Origin of the sequence: Pseudomonas sp. Sample_24 (assembly GCF_004307605.1) — a bacterium.
GTDB lineage: Bacteria > Pseudomonadota > Gammaproteobacteria > Pseudomonadales > Pseudomonadaceae > Aquipseudomonas.
The window spans coordinates 1-3205 of record NZ_RCNW01000296.1; the positions used below are offsets into that span (position 1 = coordinate 1).

Genomic DNA, 3205 nt, shown 5'->3' on the forward strand with positions numbered 1-3205 from the left:
TGTACGCCGAATCCGTACGTGTGGGCGGCGACCGTTTCGACGAAGCGATCATCACTTACGTACGTCGCAACTACGGCAGCCTGATCGGCGAATCCACTGCCGAGCGCATCAAGCAGGAAATCGGTACGGCCTACCCGGGCGGCGAAGTTCGTGAAGTCGACGTTCGTGGCCGTAACCTGGCCGAAGGCGTTCCACGCGCGTTCACCCTGAACTCCAACGAAGTGCTGGAAGCTCTGCAAGAGTCTTTGGCCACCATCGTTCAGGCAGTGAAAAGCGCCCTGGAGCAATCGCCTCCGGAACTGGCTTCCGATATCGCCGAGCGTGGTCTGGTGCTGACCGGTGGTGGCGCCTTGCTGCGCGACCTCGACAAGCTGCTGGCCCAGGAAACCGGTCTGCCGGTGATCGTCGCCGAAGACCCGCTGACCTGCGTTGCTCGCGGCGGTGGCCGTGCATTGGAAATGATGGATAAACACACCATGGATCTGCTTTCCAGCGAATAAGTCGCCGGGACGCCTCTATGCTGTTGAGCGCGCAGGCGGCACTTTGCAGTGCTGCCTGTTCGCGTTTATCTTCTGTCACTCTGCATCCAGGCCGGTTTGCTGCCGTATGAATAAAGAGAACATTTGCCTGGGAGGAGCGGCTTATTAAACCGCTTTTCACCAAGGGTCCCTCACTGGGCGTGCGCTTGTTGGTGCTGGTCGTGCTTTCGGTCGCGCTGATGGTGGTCGATGCCCGCTTCACACTGCTCAAGCCAGTGCGTAGCCAAATGTCGCTGGTGTTGATGCAGTCTTACTGGATCACCGACCTGCCGCAGCGGCTATGGCAAGGTGTCGCCAGCCAGTTTGGCAGCCGGACCGAACTCGTCGCCGAAAACGAAAAACTCAAGACTGAAAACCTGCTGTTGCAGGGGCGCATGCAAAAGCTTGCCGCCCTGACCGAGCAGAACGTCCGGCTGCGCGAGTTGCTGAACTCTTCGGCACTGGTCAACGAGAAGGTCGAAGTGGCCGAGTTGATCGGCATGGACCCTAATCCGTTCACCCATCGCATCATCATCAACAAAGGTGAGCGCGACGGTGTGGTTCTCGGTCAGCCGGTACTCGATGCCCGCGGCCTGATGGGCCAGGTGGTGGAGTTGATGCCGTACACCTCCCGCGTACTGTTGCTGACCGATACCACCCACAGCATTCCGGTGCAGGTCAACCGCAACGGCTTGCGCGCAATTGCCAGTGGCACCGGTAATCCGGAGCGCCTGGAGCTGCGTCATGTGGCCGACACCGCCGACATCAAGGAAGGCGATCTGTTGGTCAGCTCCGGCCTGGGGCAGCGTTTCCCGGCCGGTTATCCGGTCGCGACGGTCAAGGAAGTGATTCACGATTCCGGCCAGCCATTCGCCATTGTCCGTGCGGTGCCGACTGCAGCACTGAATCGCAGCCGTTACCTGCTGCTGGTGTTCAGCGACACCCGTACCCCGGAAGAGCGTGCCAACGATGCCGCCCAGGCGCAGGAATCCCTGGATGCGCAGGGCGGTGGGCCGGTTATTCCGGCGACCGTGCCCAAACCGGCGCTCGTCCCGTCAGCCGTTGCAGCACCTGCGACACCGACAGCGGCCACACCCGCAGCCCCGGCGACCACACCGCCTGCCGCCACACCGGTCAAGCCAACGGCCACGCACCCGGCCGCCCCTAAACCACCTGCGACCGTACCCGCTGCCGCCAAACCACCGGCCGCTCAACCTGCCGTCGTCAAGCCTGCTGCCAAACCGCCAGTCTCTGCGCCGGCTACTCCTGGGGGACGAGAATAATGGTCGGTGTTACTGCCTCCCGAAATGGCTGGATCGTCTGGCTGACATTCGCCATCGGTTTGCTGCTCAGCGTTTCGCCGCTGCCGCAATTCATGGAAATCCTGCGTCCGCTGTGGCTGGCGCTGTTGCTCGCGTTCTGGGCGCTGGCCTTGCCGCAGAAGGTCGGGATGGTCACCGCGTGGTGCCTGGGCCTGGCCGAAGACGTGCTCTACGGTACGCTGCTGGGCCAGAACGCATTGATCCTGACTCTCATCACTTACCTGGTCCTGGCGCTGCAACAACGTCTGCGGATGTTCCCGATGTGGCAGCAGAGCCTGGTGATACTGGTGATCTTCGGTCTCGCGCAACTGGTCCAGTTGTGGCTCAGCGCCCTGACCGGTAACCGTCAGCCAACCCTGGCGCTGGTGTTGCCGGCACTGGTCAGCGCCTTGCTATGGCCCTGGATCAGCTTCGGTTTGCGCGGATTGCGTCGACGCTACAAAATCAATTAATTCGCTCAGGCATTAGACAGGGAGAGGTCTTGATGAAACGGTTGTACCTCGCCTCTGGTTCGCCGCGTCGGCGTGAACTGCTTACGCAGATCGGCGTACCGTTTTCCGTCATCAGTGCGGATATCGATGAAACCCCTTTGATCCATGAAACCCCGTCGGCCTATGTCGAGCGCCTGGCGCGCGGCAAGGCCGAGGCCGGGCAGCGTACGGTCGTGTCTGACGAATCGTTCTGTGTGCTCGGCGCCGATACCGCCGTGGTGCTCGACGGAAAAATTCTTGGCAAACCGCTTGATGAAGCCGACGCGTGCGCCATGCTGATGATGTTGTCCGGCAACGAACATCAGGTGCTGACCGCAATTGCCGTGCTTGAAGGCGAGCATTGCGAGTCTCGGGTAATTACCAGCCTGGTGCGTTTTCGCCCGATCACGCGTGACGAGGCCGCGGCCTATTGGGCCAGCGGCGAGCCGCAGGACAAGGCCGGCGGCTACGGCATACAAGGGCTGGGCGCGGTGTTTGTCGCCGGGCTCAATGGAAGTTACTCGGCGGTGGTCGGACTGCCGCTGTGCGAAACCTTCGAGGTGCTCGGCCATTTCGGCATACCCTGTTGGCAAACCCATAACGCGCGTTGAGCGTCGTACTGAACAGATGCGGCCATTACCGTGAACATGCCTGAACGAGACCCTGCCATGAGCGAAGAGATCCTGATCAACATCACGCCGATGGAATCGCGCGTGGCGGTGGTCGAAAACGGTGTCCTGCAAGAGGTTCACGTCGAACGCACGCAAAAGCGCGGGATCGTCGGCAACATCTATAAAGGCAAGGTTGTGCGGGTATTGCCGGGCATGCAGGCGGCATTTGTCGATATCGGCCTGGATCGCGCCGCCTTCATTCATGCATCGGAAATTTCCCTGCG

The 3205-nt window shown here is 61.2% G+C and carries 5 protein-coding genes; all 5 read left to right on the forward strand.

All coding sequences use genetic code 11. The features are described 5' to 3' along the window. Positions 1-500 (forward strand): rod shape-determining protein (locus D8V06_RS16040; protein WP_177434439.1); only part of this gene is annotated, 500 nt, incomplete at its 5' end. 143 nt (positions 501-643) lie between these two features. Further along, positions 644-1801, forward strand: coding sequence for a rod shape-determining protein MreC (gene mreC / locus D8V06_RS16045; protein WP_130906264.1), 1158 nt, complete (start codon positions 644-646; stop codon positions 1799-1801). Next, complete coding sequence (gene mreD, locus D8V06_RS16050; RefSeq protein WP_056855017.1) at positions 1801-2292, forward strand: rod shape-determining protein MreD; 492 nt, start codon at positions 1801-1803, stop codon at positions 2290-2292. The genes mreC and mreD overlap by 1 nt, the downstream gene beginning before the upstream one ends. 32 nt (positions 2293-2324) lie before the next feature. Then, complete coding sequence (locus D8V06_RS16055; protein WP_130906265.1) at positions 2325-2921, forward strand: Maf family protein; 597 nt, start codon at positions 2325-2327, stop codon at positions 2919-2921. A gap of 57 nt (positions 2922-2978) precedes the next feature. Beyond that, the coding region (locus D8V06_RS16060) for a S1 RNA-binding domain-containing protein (RefSeq protein WP_130931298.1) at positions 2979-3205 on the forward strand (227 nt) is incomplete at its 3' end.